Source organism: Streptomyces flaveolus, assembly GCF_014648815.1.
GTDB lineage: Bacteria > Actinomycetota > Actinomycetes > Streptomycetales > Streptomycetaceae > Streptomyces > Streptomyces flaveolus.
In genome coordinates this window covers 42,422-58,102 of sequence record NZ_BMRV01000021.1, presented here as the reverse complement: position 1 = coordinate 58,102, position 15,681 = coordinate 42,422, and the positions used below count along the sequence as shown (strand labels likewise).

Genomic DNA, 15,681 nt, shown 5'->3' with positions numbered 1-15,681 from the left:
GAGTTACGCACTGCTGAGCCGGTCGGGCGCGAGCCGTCAGGCGAGACGCGGCAGCCCCGCCGCCAGCCGCGCGAACGCGCGCTCCGCCGCCGCCACGGCATCCGCCCGTACGTCCTCCGCCCGCTCCCCGGCCGCGATCCGCCGCCAGTTGTCCTGCGCGAGGATCCGCTGCACGGCGATGATCTGCCCGGCGGCCAGCCTGGCGTCCAGGTCGCCGCCGAGCGCCTCGGCGAGCGCGGCCTCCGACCGTTCCAGGTGACCGTGGAGCCGGGCCACCAGGGCGGGGGTGCCGTAGAGCAGCCGGTGGAAGGCGAGCACGTCGGGACGGTCGTTGAGCCCGGTCACCGGGTCCGACCGCTCCAGCCCGTCCAGGAAGTGCCGTCGCAGCGCGGCGAGCGGCGCCGGCCCCTCCCCCGCCACCCGGGCCGCCTCGCCCTCGTGATCGGCGATCCGGTGCAGGACGAGGTCCTCCTTGGCCGGGAAGTACCGGAAGAGGGTCGGCTTGGAGATCTCGGCCGCGGCGGCCACCTCCGCGACGGACACCGCGTCGAAACCCTTCTCCAGGAAGAGCCCGACGGCGATGTCCGACACGTGCCGGAACATCCGCTGCCGCTTGCGCTCACGCAGGCCGATCTCGCTCATGGCGCCGAGCCTACGCACCGCTCCCGTCGGCCGCGGAGAGCGGCTCCAGGGCACTCGCCGCCTCCCACAGGACACCGAAGAACGCCCGCCTGCGAGCGACCACGTCGCGCCCCCGGTCGCTGTCGTCCCGGCACCAGCGGGTCAGCAGCGACCCGTGCCCGATGAGGTCCAGCAGCTGGTCGTCGTCGTGCGACCGCGACGGGGCCGGGACCAGGGAGCGGTACTCGTCCGGCCTCAGGTCGATCTTGTCGTAGATCCCCTCGAACACCACGTCGTCGTTGATCACGTAGAGCTTCAGGAACGGCGACATGTGCACCACCCGGAACTCGACCGACAGCGCACCCTGTCCCCTGCGGAGCATCCGGCCGCGCATCATCCGCAGGTCCCGCTCGTACCCAGCGATCTTCCCGACCAGGTACCGGCGGAATCCTGGGGCGTCCGTCAGCTTGCCGTCCGCGTCCCGCACCAGGCCGGGAACCTCCATCGGCCGCGTGAAGTCCGGTACCAGGATGCGGACGTCCACCGACCGGGACGGGTCCGGAGGGAGATCCTCCAGCACCCTCCTCATCGGATCGGCGAAGGTCTCCCCGGTGAAGCACATCCCCCACAGCCGGACGTCACCGCCGCGCCGGAGCGCCTCGGCACACTCCCGCACCAGCTGGTCCGTCGTGGCGTGCTCGCCCGACCGCGGCCGCAGCCGCGCCGTCAGGTCCCGGACCTCCTCGCCCAGCCGCCGGACCGTCTCGTCCAGTCGCCGCGTCTGCTCCCGCTGCGCGTCGTGCGCCGTGTTCAGCCGCAGCACCTCCGCGTACAGCACGTAGCCCACGATGCTGAGCAGCGCTCCGCCGATGTAGGTCTTGCCCTGCAGGGCGTCGCCCACCGGTTTGACGAACTGGGCCACGAGGCCGACGCAGAAGACGGCCAGCAGCAGCACCCTGGTCACCGCCGACTCGGCACGACTCCACCGCGCCACCATCCTGCCGCCCAGCGACGGTCCGCGCTCCGGCACCAAGTCCCCCCGTGGACACATGAGTTCTCACCGCGCCCACTCATGGTGCCCGGTACCGGTGCCGGCAGGAAGAGGGCGGCGCGGGCCTATACGGGCCGTCGGGCCGGATCCGAGGGGACACCGTCCGGCCGGCCGTGCTCACCGTGCACGTCGTGCCACGCCCGCAGCGCGTCCAGGACCTGTTCCCGGCCCGGTACGTCGACCAGCTGGAGCGGCTCGCGGGCCCGCCGTGTCGCACGCCGGACGCGGTCGGCGGCGAGGCCGAAGTGGTCCGGGCCCGCGTCGGCGGGCAGGTCGAGCGCCGCGCGCATCACGTCGGGGAAGACGGACTGGGCGTGCTCGAAGGCGAGGTAGACGGGGAGGTCGTCGTCCAGGCCGGCGGTCAGCCCGGCGAGACCGGCCTCCTCCATCGCCTCGGCCCACAGCTCCGTCATGCGGACCCGGTCGTGCTTCTCGTACCCCATGCGGACGAGGTGCGTCGCGAGGTCGTGCAGGGGGTCACCGAATATCGCCAGCTCCCAGTCGATCACCGTGAGCCGCTTGCCCCGGAGCACCGCGTTGGCACGGTGGACGTCCGTGTGCAGCAACCGGAACGGCCTGGCCGTCCGGCAGCGGTGGTGCGCCGCGAACCGTGCCATCGCGTCCCGGGGGACGCCGACCGCGTCGAAGAGCGCGCCGAAGCGGTCCCGGTTGGGGCGGTGCACCCGCTCCTCGGTGAAGCGGACGAGCCAGTCCAGGAAGCCCTGCGTGTCACCGTCCTCGGGCCAGTCGCCGGGGCGGGCCGGCAGTTCCGCCACGGGGACCCGCGCGGTCCTGACGAAGAACGCGGCGAACTCGCGCATGAGCGTCTCGTCCGCGCCCCCGGTCCCCTCGGTCCGGAGCTCGCTGAGCGCCCGGCCCATCCGGTACCGGTGCACGGAACGGTCGCCGAGGTCGGCGAGGCACGGCGGCACCTCGCGCAGGTGCCGGCACACGACGCGGAGCACCTCCGACTCCCGCGGCCAGATGCGCGGCACGACCTCGACGGTCGTCAGCGGGACGCGGTACTTGAACCGGGTGAACGGCACGGCGCCCAGCAGCAGCGCCAGCACCGGTCCGGCGCGCAGCACGTAGTTGGTGTTGTGGTGCCCGCGCAGCACCTCGACCCTGCCACGGAGCCTCCGGGACTCCACAAAATGGCGCACAAGCGCCTTGTGCGCTCGGTGTGGCAGACGGTGCATGGCCGGAGAGTAGCGCCTCCGGTCCGTCACCGGCGGCCGCGTCCGAAGGGTGTCCGCCGAACGCCGGAGTCAGCCCCCGGACGCCCTGCCGGTGCGGAGCAGTGCCAGCAGCGGTTCGAAGGAGCCGATGACGGTGTCCGCGCCGGCGTCCCGCAGGGACTTCTCCTTGCGTTCGTTGCGGGCGTAGCCGAGGAAGGGGACCTGGGCCAGCCGGGCGGCCTCGCAGTCCGAGGGGGAGTCGCCGATGAACAGGGAGGCGGCCGGCGCGGCTCCCATCGCGCTGAGCGCCCGGACGAGGGTGTGCGGATCGGGCTTGAGGAGCCTCAGTTCCTGGGTGCGGCCGTAGATGTGCGGAGTGAAGCACGGCAGCAGACTCCGGCCGGTCAGATAGGTGCGCACGACCCCCGGGGCGTTGTTGGTGGCGACGGCCAGCCGCACGCCCACGGCCGTCCAGGTCCGGATCAGCGGATCGGCGTACGCGGTCGGCATGGCGGAGGCGGTGGCCCGCAGCTCCTCCTGGGTGAGACGTTCCTCCAGTTCCGCCACCAGGTCACTGTCGGGATGCCGGCGGTCCACCGCGCGGAGCACCGCGTGCGGGTCCGGGGACTCCCGTTCCGCCTGGGTCAGCAGGCCGCGCAGCCCGCGCTCCTCGAGCCAGTCGACGAGGTCGGCCGCCACCCGCTCCGCCGTGTGCCCGGCGAACAGCCGGCAGATCGGCCCGTCGAAGTCCCAGAGCACGAACCTGGCGCCGCGCACCAGCCGTCCGAGGTTCTCCGTGTCCGCCGCCACCGGCTCGGTCTGCGTCGTATCAGAAGTCACTAGGAGAGTGTCATGTCCGTGGTGATGGTTTCCCAGAGGGCGTCGAACCACTTCTGTGATTCCTTCACGAACACCGCGTCCCGCTGACCCGAGCGGGTCAGGAAGGAGAACAGCAGCGACTGGGAGCCGAGGGCGTCGTACATCTCCAGCGTCCGGCTCTCGTACTCCTCCTCGCGCCGGGTGAGCATGTAGTAGCCGAGGAGCGCCTCCTCGCCGTTGAGCAGGTACAGCTTCATCGGCGGGGTGAAGGGCAGCGCGCGGAAGGCGATGCGCACGTCGACGCGGTGGGTGGACCGCACGGCGTACAGGTTGTGCTGGAGGACGCGGGCCTGGGCGTTGCGCATCTGCAGCCAGCGCTGGTGGACCGGGTCGTCCTCCTCGTCCTCGACCAGGACGGGGAAGGCCAGCTCGATGTCCCGTGACGGCATCAGCACGCGGAAGTCGATCGACTCCGGGCGGATCCGGCCCTCGTGGATCAGCCGGAGCGGCTCGCTGAGCGCCAGCATCAGCGTCTCCGAGGTGTGGCACACGACGTCCACGCGCACGTGGGGCACCGAGAACGCCTCCGCCAGCCGGGGCCCGAGCGCCACCATCGTCGGCTGCGGCTCGCCCCGGACCGGAGGGGGCTCGGCGATGCGGGGCGGGCTGCCCTTGCTGACGTTGGTGAGCAGGCCGTCCTCCTGGAGGGCCCGAAGTGCCTGGCGGACGGTGCCGCGCTCCACCTTGAACTCGTCGGCCAGTTCGGCCTGGGTGGGCAGGCGGTCGCCCGCCTTGAGGTCGCCCCCGCGGATCCGTTCCCGCAGGATGTCGGCGATCTCCTGGGCCGAGAGCCTTCTGCTGCCGTTCACGGACACGTTCTCCTGGGTCACGACCAGACGCTACAACTCCGACCTACCTAGCGGGAGTTGTTTGAAACTTGTTTATAACTAGTAGCCAAGTGGGGACAACCTAGGCAGAGTTGGTTGCCAACTTATTCGAGTTGGCGGAAGTTTTACGTCCCGAAGCTTCCGAAGGGGGAAAGACCATGCCCGTCCTCGCCCTCGTCTCCGCGGTCTTCGTCATCGCCTTCGAGCAGATCGTCCAGTGGAGGTACGGCGCCACCGGAGTCGTCGGCCTGCTCCTGCTCACCATAGGCATCAAGGCCAAGAGCCCGTCCGTCAGCTCCGCCGGCGCGGTGCTGCTGGCCCTGCTGGTCGCGGGGCCCGCCCTGTGAGGGGCCGGCCCCCGGATCCGCACGGGGAACATCGGATGTGGGAGACCGTCAGTCCGTGAGCACCAGCTCCGAACTGATCGTCTCCCACAGTGCGTCGAACCACAGGCGCGACTGCCGCACGAACGACGTGTCGCGCGGGCCGGCCCCCTCCGCGAAGGCGAACAGCGTCGAGCGGGTGCCCTCGGCGTCGTACATCTCCAACTCCTCCTCGCCGACCCGCTCCTCGCGCCGGGTGAGCGTGTAGTAGGCGAACAGCGCCTCCGTGCCGTTGAGCAGGTAGAGCTTCACCGGCGGGGTGAAGGGCAGCGCGCGGAAGGAGACGCTCACGTCGATGCCGTGCGTGGCACGCAGCGCCAGCAGGTTGTGCTTGAGCACCTGTCCCTGGGCGTTGCGCATGGCCAGCCACCGCTCGTGCACCGGGCCGGCACCGCCGCGCCCCGCCACCGGCACCGGGAACGCCAGGTCGATGTCCCGGCCCGGCAGCAGCACACGGACGTCGACCTTGGCCGGTTTGCGCCGCCCGGTGTGGATCTGACGCAGCGGTTCGCCGATGGCGAGCGTGAGGGAGACGGCGGTCAGACACAGCGCGTCGATCGTGACGTGCGGGGCCGCGAAGGCGTCCGCGATCCGCGGGGCGAGGGCCACCGTGGTCGGCATCGGCAGCGCGTCCGGCCCGGTCAGGGCCTTGCCGGGGTCAGGGGCGACGGTCGCCGGGCTCCCCTTGGACACATTGGTGAGCAGATGCTCCGACTGCAGGATGCGCAGGGCCTGGCGGACGGTGCCGCGCTCCACACCGAACTCGTCGGCCAACTGCGCCTGTGTGGGCATGCGCTGGCCCGACTGCAACGTCCCGGACCTGATCCGGGCGCGCAGTTCGTCGGCCACCTCGCGATGGGTTCTCGCAGGCTCCTGAGGCTTCTTCCGCCCATTGACGGAGGCATGTTCCCGCTCCACGACCAAACACTACAACTTCCCGCCATCTTTGGGCAGTTCACGGAAAGGTGGTTATGAGTCGCTCCCAAGAGGAGATAACTACAGAGAAGTTGGCTGCCAACTTGGGCAACGTGGTCGGACCCTCTCGGGGGTTGGCCACCACGTGACAGCAGAAGGGGACACGTCCCGCGCGGGACGGCCCGAAGGGGGACCGCCATGCCGCTCATCGCCATCGTCATCGCCGCTCTGGCCATCGGGTTCGAGCAGCTGGTGCAGTGGAGGTACGGACCGATGGGAATCATCGCGTTCGCCGCCCTGTCCATCGGCATCAAGGCGAAGAACACCGCGATCGGCGGGGTCGGCGCGGTGATCCTCGTGATGCTGCTCGCCCAGTCCGGCTGAGTCGGCGTACCGCTGTCCGGGCCCCCTTCCGGAGGGGAGCCGGGAGCCCGGACAGCCGGTCGGCACCACCGCACGACAACCACACACCGCACAACAACCACAACTGAAGAGCAGGCGCTGACTACGGACAGCGCGTCCACCCGTCGCCTGCAGAAGGGAGCGACCTCAGAACATGTCCGGGCACCAAGGCCGCCTGGACGTACGCAGCAGGGCGTCGGCCAGCCGGGCGGCGCCCGCTCGCTCTTCCCGGACCCGGCCGAGCGCCGCCAGCCGCACGGCCGACTCGTCACCCAGCCACAGCGCCGCCAGCTCACCGACGCCGAGCACCAGGGCGGCGCTCTCGGTGGTCGGCGTGCAGGACGCCCCCGTCTGCGAGGCCTCCAGCCGCCACCGCCCGCCGGTCAGACCTCCCCCGCTCGAGCGGGGGGACCCCCACCTGTCCACGACCTCCAGCACGAGCGTTCCCTCGGCGCCGTACGTGCGGTCCTCCAGCGCCCGTGCGACGTCCAGGATCCGCACCCACAGCCAGTCCGCCTGCGTGGTGATCCTGGCGGCGCGCGGGTCCGGCAGCAGGTGCGGGAGCAGATCGTCGGGGGCCCGCCAGCCGCTCTTCACCGTGGTGATCCAGTCGACCGAGCACAGATACCGCCACAGCGCCCGCTCGGCGGCCGGGGTCACGCCGAGCAGCCAGTCGACGGTCGCCGTGTTCAGCGGCTGCTTGGCGTCGCCCCACCTGTCGTCCGCCCGGTAGGAGACCATGCCCTCGACCTCGCCGTCCGCCGAGCGGTACACGGCGTAGAACGGCTCGGTCCACGGGGCGCCGTCCATGCGCACCGCGCCGGTCCTGGCCAGCCACCACAGCTCGGCCCGGCTGACCGCGCCCGGCTGGGCCCGGCGCAGCCGCTCGTGCAGCTCGGGGCCCAGCTTGCGGACGTCCTCGCCGTCCACGAGGTCGATCCGGCCGCCGTCCTCCGGGGCGGCCCAGCGCGGGTCGAGACCGGCGCGGGGCACGTCGACGGTCCACTCGGTCATGGTGGTGGCGGGGCCGAAGCCGTAGCGGCCGTAGATCGGGTACTCCGCCGCGATCAGCGTCGCGACGACGTCTCCGCGTTCCTTCGCGGCCGCCAGGTCCTGCGCCATCATGCGGGTGAGCAGACCGCGGCGGCGGTGGGTCGGGCTGACGGTGACGTTGGAGACGGCGTCGGCCGGGACGGGCGCCCCGCCGACGGCGGTGACCTCCTGGTCGAAGGACCGGAAGGTCGCCACACAGCGGTCGCCGTCGAAGGCGCCGAGGAGCCGGCCGGGGACGAACTGGTTGCGACGGGCCTCCAGTTGCTCCGCGCCGACGGCGGGCGGCTGCAGGAAGCCGGTGTTCAGGGCACGGTTCCAGTCGGGGAACTCGGCCTCGGTTATGGGACGTACGTCGATGTCGGTGCGGCGGGTCATGCGCTCACGGTAGGTCGGCGGCCACCCCGTCGTCGCGGGTATTTGTCCGCACCGCGAGGTCACCCCCCGCGTGCCGCAGATCCCGGCGCCTCGTATGCCCCCGCCCTCGGGATGCTGGTCGGCGCGTCGGCAGCGGGGACGGGGGCCACCGCGCGGACGGCCGTGGCGCCTCGCGAGCCCTGGCGTCTCACCGGCCCACCGGCGGACTCACGCCCCGCAGCCCCGCGGTGCCTCGCGCACTCCGGCGCAGCGCGCCCCGCGCACTCCCCGGCGTCAGAAGGCCGCCCGGATCTCGCCCACCTCGTGGCCGCCGCCCAGCAGCGGGGCCCGGCCGATGCGCTCGACCACCGGGGCGTCCACGCCCAGCAGCGTCAGCGCGCGGGCCAGTACCGGACCCAGGGCCCTGGTCGCCCCGTCCTCCACCTTGAAGGCCAGCGCACGGCCGTCGGGCAGGGCCACCGCCTGGACGGCCTCCGCGCCCATCTTGGAGAGCGTGCCGGGCACCTCACGCATCAGCCAGGTGTCGGCGCGGCGGGTGCCGGCGACGTACTCGGGGTGGGCGCGCATCGCGTCGGCGACCCGGCGCTCCGCGGTGCCGGGCTCGGCGCCCACGAAGCTGCGGAAGGCGCGGGCCAGCCCGACCAGGCTGATCGCCATCAGCGGCGCCCCGCACCCGTCCGTGCCGACGGCGGCGACCGGCTCGCCCGCCGCGTCCTCCACAACCCTGTGGATGAGCCGCTGGAGCGGGTGGTCCGCGTCGAGGTAGGTCTCCAGCGGCCAGCCCCGCTGGGCGCAGACGGCCAGCATCGCGGTGTGCTTGCCGGAGCAGTTCATGGTGATCCGGTCGGGCCCCGCGCCCGAGGCCAGGTACGTGTCCCGCTCCTCCGGGTCCAGCGGCAGGTCGGGCGGGCACTGGAGCAGGGCCGGGTCGAGGCCGTACTCGTCGAGCATCTTGCGGACCAGGTCGCGGTGGAAGGGCTCCCCGGAGTGGCTGGCGGCGGCCAGCGCCAGCCGCTCCCCCGCGAGGTCGAGACCGGCCCGCAGCACGCCCGCCGCCTGCATCGGCTTGTTGGAGGAGCGCGGGAAGACCGGCGCCGTCACGTCCCCCAGCGCCAGCTCCACGGCTCCGTCGGCGGCCAGGACGACCAGACTGCCCCGGTGCCGCCCCTCGACGAAGCCGGACCGCACGACCTCGGCGAGGACGGGCGGCGCGACGGGCGAGAGGGCGGACGTGGGCGCGGACGGGGACGCGGGCATCGGCGGTGGCCTTCCGGACGGGTGACCCGCCGCCGTGACGGCCCGGGTTCACCAGGCTCCGCGGGGCGGCCGGCGTAGGCCGCTCCCGGCGTCACACGAGCAGGTCGTCGACTTGTGCTTCCCCCTCACGGTACCGGCGTGCGATCTCCGCGCTGCAGCCGTCGGCCGTCCGCTGCAGCCGCTGCCGCCGGCGGGAGACCTGCTGCTCGTAGCGCACGAGGCGGCCCATGGCGGCGTTCAGCTCCGGGTCGGTGCGGGCCGTCAGGTCGGACAGCTCCACCTCGCCGAGCATCTCCGCGGCCAGTCTCCGGCCCTCCTCGCTGCGCGGTGTGCCCAGCGTCACATGGCGTGCGGAGGACCGCTGCCGGGCCGGCGCGTCGGTCAGGATCTCCGACAGCCGCGCCACGACGGACGCCACGGACTCCGCGGCCGTCACGCCCGGATCCACCGCGGGCCCCGGCCCACGCCGCGCCAGCTCCGCCCGCAGGATGTCGATCCGCCCCTGCAGCAGCCGCCGTACGTAACTGAGATCGGCCTCCTCGCGCTGGGCGTCCCGGCGCAGCGTGCGCAGCTCGGGCAGGCTCAGCACGGGCAGGTCGTGCTCCGGCGGGCCCACGGGCAGCTCCGGGCTGTCCGTGCGCTGCACGGGCGGCCGGGGCGGCTCGAGGCCCCCCCGGATAGGTCCACGCGACAGTCCCAGGCGGCTGTCCCGTACTCGGTGTGCTCATATCCCTCAACCGTCCCCTCGACCGGCGTCTGGCAAGCATCGTGCCACCCCAAGTGGCCGCTATGTGACCGAGTGCCCCCGATCGGCCCCAGATGGGGGGTTACGGAGCAAAAAGAAGCCCCCGTACGGCCCGCCCGCCGGGCTCCCGCGGCGGCACGGCATCATGGCGGCATGCGTGCGGTGGTGCAGAGAGTGGACGGCGCGAGCGTCGTCGTGGACGGCGAGACGGTGGGGGCGATCGACGGCGAGGGACTGTGCGTCCTGGTCGGCGTCACCCATGAGGACACCAAGGAGAAGGCGGCGCAGCTGGCCCGCAAGCTCTGGTCGGTGCGGATGCTGCACGAGGAGAAGTCGTGCAGCGACATCGACGCCCCGCTCCTGGTGATCAGCCAGTTCACCCTGTACGGCGACGCCCGCAAGGGCCGCCGCCCCACGTGGAACGCCGCCGCTCCCGGTGATGTCGCCGAGCCGCTCGTCGACGAGGTCGTCGCGCAGCTGCGCGCGCTGGGGGCGACCGTGGCGACGGGCCGCTTCGGCGCGAGGATGCGGGTGTCGCTGACGAACGACGGCCCGTTCACGGTGCTGATCGAGGTCTAGGGCCTGCCGGACAGGCCCCAGGCCCCCCTACGGTTCGACGACCGTCTCCTGGGCAGCCGCCGTGGTCTCGGCGAGCAGCCGGGCGTCCACCGGCACGCTCCGCTTGACCAGGGCGAGGGCGACCGGGCCGAGCTCGTGGTGGCGTACGGACGTGGTGACGAAGCCGATCTTGCGGCCGTCGGGCCCGTCGTCGGCGAGGCGCACCTCGGCCCCGGCGGGCGGCAGGTGCACGTCGCTGCCGTCCAGGTGCAGGAAGACCAGCCGGCGCGGTGGCTTGCCCAGGTTCTGCACGCGGGCGACGGTCTCCTGCCCCCGGTAGCAGCCCTTCTGCAGGTGCACGGCCGTGCCGATCCAGCCCAGCTCGTGCGGGATGGTGCGGTGGTCGGTCTCGAAGCCGAGGCGGGGCCGATGCTGCTCGACGCGCAGCGCCTCGTGGGCGAGGATCCCGACCGGCGGACCGGTCTCGGCGGCGAAGGCCTCCAGTTCCTCGCGCGGCAGGAAGAGATCACGGCCGTACGGCGTCTCGCGCACGACGGCGCGCTCGGGGGCGGCGGCGATGGAACCGGCCGGCAGGTGGACGACCGCGGTGTCGGCGGTGCGGTCGGCGACCTCGACCCGGTAGAAGAACTTCATCGACTCCAGGTAGGCGATCAGCGCCTCCTGGGTGCCGGGCTCCACGTGGGCCCAGACGGTCTCGCCGTCGTCCACGAGGTACAGCGCGTGCTCGATGTGGCCGTTGGCGGAGAGGATCAGCGCCTCGGTGGCCTCGCCGGCCGGCAGCTCGCTGACGTGCTGGGTGAGCAGCAGGTGCAGCCAGGCCAGCCGGTCGTCGCCGCTGACGGTGACGACACCGCGGTGGGACAGGTCGACGAAGCCGGTGCCGTCGGCGAGGGCACGCTGCTCGCGGAACAGGTCGCCGTAGTGGGCGGCGACGCCTTCGTCCACGCCCTCGGCGGGGACGGCGCCGGGCAGGGACAGCAGAGGGCTCTTCATACGCCTAGCCTACGACTCGGTAGTTGAACCCTTCAGGGAGCAGTCCCGGCACCGGCCGAAGATCGCGAAGTGCTTCATGTCGGTGTCGAAGCCGAACTGCTCGCGCAGCTTGGCGGTGAACTCGGCGGCCACCGACAGATCGGCCTCGATGACGCTGGTGCAGTCCCGGCAGACCAGGTGGATGTGGTGGTGCCGGTCGGCCAGGTGGTAGGTGGGCGCCCCGTGCCCGAGGTGGGCATGGCTGACCAGCCCGAGCTCCTCCAGCAGCTCCAGCGTGCGGTACACGGTGGAAATGTTGACCCCCGACGCCGTCTTCCTCACTTCGCCGAGGATGTCGTCGGGGGTCGCGTGTTCCAGGGTGTCGACGGCTTCGAGCACCAGCTGCCGCTGCGGGGTCAGCCGGTAGCCGCGCTGCCTGAGGTCGCTCTTCCAGTCGGTGCTCACCACACCCCTGAGTCTAGGACTACTTGAAGAAAGCGATCCCGTCGTCCGGCATGTCGTCCGGCAGGGCCTTGGCCCAGCGCTCGACGTCCTCCGGGGTGACGACCTTCTTCAGGTGCGCCGACATGTAGGGGCGCAGCTCGACCTCGGGGGTCTGCTTCTCGCCGACCCACATCAGGTCGCTCTTGACGTAGCCGTACAGCCGCTTGCCGCCGGTGTAGGGCCGCGAGGCGGCCGTGCGGGCCACGGCGTCGGTCACCAGGTCGATCTGCGGCTTCTGGTCGGCCAGTTCGCCGTACCAGATCTCGATGACGCCGTCGTCGCGGGTCATCGTGACCTCGACCTTGCGCCGGCCGTCGATGCGCCAGAAGCCGTGCTCGGACTCGAGCGGGCGGACCTTGTTGCCGTCCTGGTCCAGCACCCAGGTGTGGGACTGGTATTCCAGGAAGTCGCGGCCGTCGTGGCTGAAGGTGACTTCCTGCCCGAAGTTGCACTTCTCGGCACCCGGGAAGTCGTGCACGCCCGCGCCCGCCCAGTTGCCGAGCAGGAAGGCGAGCGGGACGAGGTCCTTGTGGAGGTCGGACGGGATCTCGATCATGAGCAGAACTTCCTGGCGTGGGGGGTCAGCGCTGGCCCTGGTACAGCTTCTTCACGGTCAGTCCGGCGAAGGCGAGGACGCCGACGCAGACCAGGACCAGCAGGGTTTCGAAGAAGATCTCCACGGGTGCTCCTCGATTGAGCGGGGTGCGGTGCGTGCGCTGTGTGCACAGGGGCCGGTGCCCAGCTTACGCGGCCGGGCCGGACGGCACTTTGTGAGGTACGCCCTCGCGGCGGCCGTACGATTCCGCCATGGCGAAGAAGCTCGTGATCAAGGTGACGGCGGGGGCCGATGCGCCCGAGCGGTGTTCTCAGGCGTTCACGGTGGCGGCGGTGGCCGTGGCCAGTGGGGTCGACGTCTCGCTGTGGCTGACCGGCGAGTCCGCCTGGTTCGCCCTGCCGGGCCGGGCGGCGGAGTTCGAGCTGCCGCACGCCGCGCCGCTGCCCGATCTGCTCGACTCGCTGCTGGCGGGGGGCCGGGTGACCCTGTGCACCCAGTGCGCGGCCCGCCGCGACATCACCGAGAAGGACGTCCTCGAGGGCGTGCGGATCGCGGGGGCCCAGGTCTTCGTGCAGGAGTCCCTCGCCGACGACACGCAGGCGCTCGTCTACTGAGCCCTCAGCGTCCGCGGCGCTTGCCGTCCAGCTCGTCCCACCACTCGTCGGACTTCGCGTCGCCCGAGGGGTCGTCCCACCAGCGGTCGTCGGGACCCCGGCGGTTGGCGACCACCGCGGCCAGCGGGGGGATGACCATGGCCACCACGCACATGCCCACGGCCGCGGGGACCGACCAGAGGCGGACGACGCCCCAGGCCAGGACGAACAGCGCGATGCAGGTGCCCATCATCACGAAGTAGACGTGCCGCCGCCGTGCGTACATACGTCCAGCGTAGGTCCGCGCACACCGAAGGGACCGCACCCCAGGCGTCCAACCCGGTGGGTGCGGCCCCTCGGCCGTTGCGTGGCGCGGCTGCCGTCAGACGGCGATCGCGACCTCCGCCAGCCCGCCCTGCTGGGCGACGACCGTGCGGTCGGCGCTGGCGCCCGGGACGAGCGCCCGTACGGTCCAGGTGCCCTCGGCCGCGTAGAAGCGGAACTGGCCCGTCGCGGAGGTCGGGACCTCCGCCGTGAACTCGCCGGTGGAGTCCAGCAGACGGACGTAGCCCGTCACCGGCTCGCCGTCGCGGGTCACCTGGCCCTGGATGGTGGTCTCACCGGGCTTGATCGTCGAGGCGTCGGGGCCGCCGGCCTTCGCTCCGCACATGTCGTACTCCTGAGGGGTTGGAAAAGGTCGGTCGGGTTGCTTACTTGTTGGCGCCGAGCTCGATCGGCACGCCGACGAGGGAGCCGTACTCGGTCCAGGAGCCGTCGTAGTTCTTGACGTTCTCCACGCCCAGCAGCTCGTGCAGCACGAACCAGGTCAGGGCCGAGCGCTCACCGATGCGGCAGTAGGCGATGGTGTCCTTCGCCAGGTCGACCTGCTCGTCGGTGTAGAGCTGCTTGAGCTCCTCGTCCGACTTGAAGGTGCCGTCGTCGTTGGCGTTCTTCGACCACGGGATGTTGCGGGCGGACGGGACGTGGCCCGGACGCTGCGACTGCTCCTGCGGCAGGTGGGCCGGGGCGAGCAGCTTGCCGGAGAACTCGTCGGGCGAGCGGACGTCGACCAGGTTCTGCGCGCCGATCGCCTTGACGACGTCGTCGCGGAAGGCGCGGATCGAGGTGTCCTGCGGCTTCGCCTTGTAGTCGGTCGCCGGGCGCTCGGGCACGTCGGTGCCGTCGACCAGCTCGCGGGCGTCCAGCTCCCACTTCTTGCGGCCGCCGTCGAGGAGCTTCACGTTCTCGTGGCCGTACAGCTTGAAGTACCAGTAGGCGTAGGACGCGAACCAGTTGTTGTTGCCGCCGTAGAGGACCACGGTGTGGTCGTTGGAGATGCCCTTCTTCGACAGGAGCTTCTCGAAGCCCTCCTGGTCGACGAAGTCACGGCGGACCGGGTCCTGGAGGTCCTGCGTCCAGTCGATCCGGATCGCGTTCTTGATGTGGTTCTTGTCGTACGCGGACGTGTCCTCGTCCACCTCGACGATCGCGATGGTCGGGTCGTCCAGGTGGTCCTGCAGCCAGTCGGCGTCGACCAGGACGTCGCTGCGGCTCATGCTTTCTCCTCCGGGGCAGTTGCGGCGGGGCGTGCGAGTGAGAGGGTGTGCGCGCTCATGCCGGAGCGGCGCGCGGGTGCCCTGAGCAGGGCGGTGAGGGGAACCGGACGGCGGCGTCGCCGTCCGCTCAGAAGGTGCGACAGAGCATGGCGGCAACGCGGCACAGGTCCACTGCCCGCCGCTTCGTGAGATCCGCCTGTCGCTTCATAGGCTCGATCGTAGGGACGGATACCGGGCCATGTCACCGGCGTGTCGCATGATGAGACACGATCGTCCGGGATGTGGGATCGGTGAGGCTCCCGGGGTGCCGCCGAGGGGGTCGCGGCCCGTCGCTTCCGCCGTCACATCTGCGGTGCGGACGTCGGCGTCTCGCCTGTCGGACGCCGCTTCGTCACCGGCCGGCCGGCGGGCGTCCGCCGGCTCTCCCGGGGTGCCGACCGTCGTCTACCCGGCCAGCTTGACGTCCGAACCCTTCACCGTGATCTCGACTCCGTTCTTCGCCGCCTCGACCTTGTCCAGCTCGATACCGCCGGGCAGCTCGTCGATGGTCTGCTGGAAGTCGGTGATGGCCCGGATCCGGGACTCGGCGAACTGCTTGCCGCCTATCGTCGGCAGGCCGTCGGCGACGACCTCGACGTCGTCGTCCTTGACCTTGACCGAGCTGAGCACGTCGACCGGCTCGGGCAGTTCGACGCCCAGGATCGTGGCCCGGAGCGACACCTTGATCTTGCCGTTGCCGCCGTCGGAGAGGCCGACGACCTTGGCGGTGATGCCGAACCCGATGTCCGTGGGCTCGGATTTGGTGGCCTTCATCAGCTCGTCGTAGCCGATCGTCGCAGTGCCGGTGGCCGTGGCCGCGGTGGCGGAGCTGAAGTCGCCGGAGAACTCGACGCCCCTCATGTCCGCCCGCAGATCGTCGATACGGATCTTCTCGGCGCCGTCGCCGGTGGTGGCCTCGTAGTCGTGGATGCCGACCTCGACCTCGTCGAGCTCACCGCCGGCGAGCTGCGTGAGGAAGGGGAAACCGTTGATCGACACGTCCGGCGTCGAGGCCAGGTTCTCGGTGGTGCGCAGCTTGTCCGCCGCCTGGTCCTCCGCGAAGTTGACCGCGATCCGGTCGGCGATCACGAAGAGCCCGCCCAGGATCACGACGACGACCAACAGTATTCGCAGTGCGCGCATGCGAGCGTTCCCCACCAGTAGGCGTCAACGACAGCGGTCCCCCGACGACCGGC

Annotated in this window: 21 protein-coding genes; 4 read left to right on the top strand and 17 right to left on the bottom strand. The window is 71.5% G+C overall.

Annotated features, from left to right (window positions below):
- Window positions 1-36 precede the first annotated feature (36 nt).
- The 5 genes from IEZ05_RS33165 to IEZ05_RS33145 form a co-directional block, all read right to left on the bottom strand.
- Window positions 37-642, bottom strand: coding sequence for a TetR family transcriptional regulator (locus IEZ05_RS33165; RefSeq protein ID WP_189234014.1), 606 nt, complete (start codon window positions 640-642; stop codon window positions 37-39).
- 10 nt (window positions 643-652) lie between these two features.
- Window positions 653-1,651 (bottom strand): ATP/GTP-binding protein, encoded by a 999-nt coding sequence (locus IEZ05_RS33160; RefSeq protein ID WP_189234013.1) that lies wholly within the window; start codon window positions 1,649-1,651, stop codon window positions 653-655.
- Window positions 1,652-1,737: 86 nt separating this feature from the next.
- Window positions 1,738-2,871 (bottom strand): phosphotransferase family protein, encoded by a 1,134-nt coding sequence (locus IEZ05_RS33155; protein ID WP_189234012.1) that lies wholly within the window; start codon window positions 2,869-2,871, stop codon window positions 1,738-1,740.
- Between the two features lie 69 nt (window positions 2,872-2,940).
- A complete protein-coding gene (locus IEZ05_RS33150) occupies window positions 2,941-3,690 on the bottom strand; it encodes an HAD family hydrolase (RefSeq protein WP_229869968.1) in 750 nt (249 codons plus the stop codon).
- Entirely contained in the window at window positions 3,690-4,565 is an 876-nt protein-coding gene (locus IEZ05_RS33145) for a GntR family transcriptional regulator (protein WP_229869972.1), read from the bottom strand. Before IEZ05_RS33145 ends, IEZ05_RS33150 begins: the two co-directional genes overlap by 1 nt.
- Window positions 4,566-4,714: 149 nt before the next feature.
- Between IEZ05_RS33145 and IEZ05_RS33140 the strand changes: the two genes are divergently transcribed.
- Window positions 4,715-4,903 carry a hypothetical protein gene (locus IEZ05_RS33140; protein WP_189234010.1) on the top strand — a complete coding sequence of 63 codons (189 nt, stop codon included), beginning with the start codon at window positions 4,715-4,717 and terminating at the stop codon, window positions 4,901-4,903.
- Between the two features lie 48 nt (window positions 4,904-4,951).
- Here IEZ05_RS33140 and IEZ05_RS33135 read toward each other — a convergent pair whose 3' ends face one another.
- A complete protein-coding gene (locus IEZ05_RS33135; protein ID WP_189234009.1) occupies window positions 4,952-5,863 on the bottom strand; it encodes a winged helix-turn-helix domain-containing protein in 912 nt (303 codons plus the stop codon).
- Between the two features lie 189 nt (window positions 5,864-6,052).
- Between IEZ05_RS33135 and IEZ05_RS33130 the strand changes: the two genes are divergently transcribed.
- Window positions 6,053-6,238: a hypothetical protein gene (locus IEZ05_RS33130; protein ID WP_189234008.1), complete on the top strand. Its 186-nt coding sequence runs from the start codon at window positions 6,053-6,055 to the stop codon at window positions 6,236-6,238.
- A gap of 165 nt (window positions 6,239-6,403) precedes the next feature.
- Here the strand turns inward: IEZ05_RS33130 and IEZ05_RS33125 are convergent, their stop codons facing one another.
- The 3 genes from IEZ05_RS33125 to IEZ05_RS33115 all read right to left on the bottom strand — a co-directional run bounded on the left by IEZ05_RS33125 (window position 6,404) and on the right by IEZ05_RS33115 (window position 9,587).
- Window positions 6,404-7,684, bottom strand: a complete 1,281-nt coding sequence (locus tag IEZ05_RS33125) for a GNAT family N-acetyltransferase (protein ID WP_189234007.1) — start codon at window positions 7,682-7,684, stop codon at window positions 6,404-6,406.
- A gap of 273 nt (window positions 7,685-7,957) precedes the next feature.
- Complete coding sequence (locus tag IEZ05_RS33120; RefSeq protein WP_189234006.1) at window positions 7,958-8,941, bottom strand: asparaginase; 984 nt, start codon at window positions 8,939-8,941, stop codon at window positions 7,958-7,960.
- A gap of 91 nt (window positions 8,942-9,032) precedes the next feature.
- Window positions 9,033-9,587 carry an RsiG family protein gene (locus tag IEZ05_RS33115; RefSeq protein ID WP_373298892.1) on the bottom strand — a complete coding sequence of 185 codons (555 nt, stop codon included), beginning with the start codon at window positions 9,585-9,587 and terminating at the stop codon, window positions 9,033-9,035.
- A gap of 252 nt (window positions 9,588-9,839) precedes the next feature.
- Here IEZ05_RS33115 and dtd point away from each other — a divergent pair, with 252 nt between their 5' ends.
- Window positions 9,840-10,265, top strand: a complete 426-nt coding sequence (dtd, locus tag IEZ05_RS33110; protein WP_189234005.1) for a D-aminoacyl-tRNA deacylase — start codon at window positions 9,840-9,842, stop codon at window positions 10,263-10,265.
- A 27-nt stretch (window positions 10,266-10,292) separates the two neighbouring features.
- Here dtd and ygfZ read toward each other — a convergent pair whose 3' ends face one another.
- Genes ygfZ through IEZ05_RS33095 form a run of 3 tightly spaced genes read right to left on the bottom strand, consistent with a single transcriptional unit; the run spans window position 10,293 to window position 12,297 of the window.
- Window positions 10,293-11,258, bottom strand: a complete 966-nt coding sequence (gene ygfZ, locus IEZ05_RS33105; protein ID WP_189234004.1) for a CAF17-like 4Fe-4S cluster assembly/insertion protein YgfZ — start codon at window positions 11,256-11,258, stop codon at window positions 10,293-10,295.
- Window positions 11,259-11,267: 9 nt separating this feature from the next.
- Window positions 11,268-11,705, bottom strand: coding sequence for a Fur family transcriptional regulator (locus IEZ05_RS33100; protein ID WP_189234003.1), 438 nt, complete (start codon window positions 11,703-11,705; stop codon window positions 11,268-11,270).
- Between the two features lie 16 nt (window positions 11,706-11,721).
- Window positions 11,722-12,297: a heme-binding beta-barrel domain-containing protein gene (locus tag IEZ05_RS33095; protein WP_189234002.1), complete on the bottom strand. Its 576-nt coding sequence runs from the start codon at window positions 12,295-12,297 to the stop codon at window positions 11,722-11,724.
- A 251-nt stretch (window positions 12,298-12,548) separates the two neighbouring features.
- Between IEZ05_RS33095 and IEZ05_RS33090 the strand changes: the two genes are divergently transcribed.
- Complete coding sequence (locus tag IEZ05_RS33090; protein ID WP_077799246.1) at window positions 12,549-12,911, top strand: DsrE family protein; 363 nt, start codon at window positions 12,549-12,551, stop codon at window positions 12,909-12,911.
- 4 nt (window positions 12,912-12,915) lie between these two features.
- On the opposite strand, the gene IEZ05_RS33085 is transcribed toward IEZ05_RS33090, so the two are convergent.
- The 5 genes from IEZ05_RS33085 to IEZ05_RS33070 form a co-directional block, all read right to left on the bottom strand.
- The gene (locus IEZ05_RS33085) at window positions 12,916-13,176 is read right to left on the bottom strand and encodes a DUF3099 domain-containing protein (protein ID WP_189234001.1); all 261 of its coding nucleotides are present in this window, start codon (window positions 13,174-13,176) and stop codon (window positions 12,916-12,918) included.
- A gap of 96 nt (window positions 13,177-13,272) precedes the next feature.
- Window positions 13,273-13,560 carry a DUF1416 domain-containing protein gene (locus IEZ05_RS33080; protein WP_100569102.1) on the bottom strand — a complete coding sequence of 96 codons (288 nt, stop codon included), beginning with the start codon at window positions 13,558-13,560 and terminating at the stop codon, window positions 13,273-13,275.
- A 40-nt stretch (window positions 13,561-13,600) separates the two neighbouring features.
- Window positions 13,601-14,446 carry a sulfurtransferase gene (locus IEZ05_RS33075; protein WP_189234000.1) on the bottom strand — a complete coding sequence of 282 codons (846 nt, stop codon included), beginning with the start codon at window positions 14,444-14,446 and terminating at the stop codon, window positions 13,601-13,603.
- A 127-nt stretch (window positions 14,447-14,573) separates the two neighbouring features.
- On the bottom strand, window positions 14,574-14,654 hold the full coding sequence (locus IEZ05_RS37155) for a putative leader peptide (RefSeq protein ID WP_350310325.1): 81 nt from the start codon (window positions 14,652-14,654) through the stop codon (window positions 14,574-14,576).
- 236 nt (window positions 14,655-14,890) lie between these two features.
- Window positions 14,891-15,628 (bottom strand): LmeA family phospholipid-binding protein, encoded by a 738-nt coding sequence (locus IEZ05_RS33070; protein ID WP_189233999.1) that lies wholly within the window; start codon window positions 15,626-15,628, stop codon window positions 14,891-14,893.
- Between the last annotated feature and the right edge of the window lie 53 nt (window positions 15,629-15,681).